Origin of the sequence: uncultured Microbulbifer sp., from assembly GCF_947498635.1 — a bacterium.
In the GTDB taxonomy this organism is placed as follows: domain Bacteria; phylum Pseudomonadota; class Gammaproteobacteria; order Pseudomonadales; family Cellvibrionaceae; genus Microbulbifer; species Microbulbifer echini.
On the sequence record NZ_CANMKV010000137.1, the window covers coordinates 1 to 436 of the forward strand.

The window sequence follows — 436 nt, forward strand, 5'->3', positions numbered from 1 at the left end:
GTGAGATACAAGAGCGCTGCCCTGAAACCACGATTGTGAGTATCGCGGATAGAGAGGGGGATATTCATGAGTGGTTTCAATTAGCTGAAGATCAAAATGAACAGCGACGTGCAAGCTATATTGTTCGAGCCAAGGCTAATCGTAGTTTAGAGATCGAAGGAGAAGATAAGACTTTACTTTGGGACTATTTGACCAAACAGAAGTCCATCGGAAAATACTCAGTAGGTATCCCCAAAAGGAATGGGGAGCCAGAAAGGGAAGCTAAGGTCAGTGTATCCATTGCAGAAGTAAGATTACAGGGAAAAGGAAAATCAAAACGACCTCTTTCTATCTACGCAGTTTTTGCTAAGGAATTAAGCCCACCAGAAGGCAAAAAAGGTATTGAATGGATGCTGCTGACCGATCTTGCAGTTGAGGACTTTAAGCAAGCGAGGAT

Annotated in this window: 1 pseudogene; it reads left to right on the top strand. The window is 43.3% G+C overall.

The features are described 5' to 3' along the window. Window positions 1-436 (top strand): annotated as a pseudogene (locus tag Q1A69_RS20170) (hypothetical protein); the annotation flags it as partial.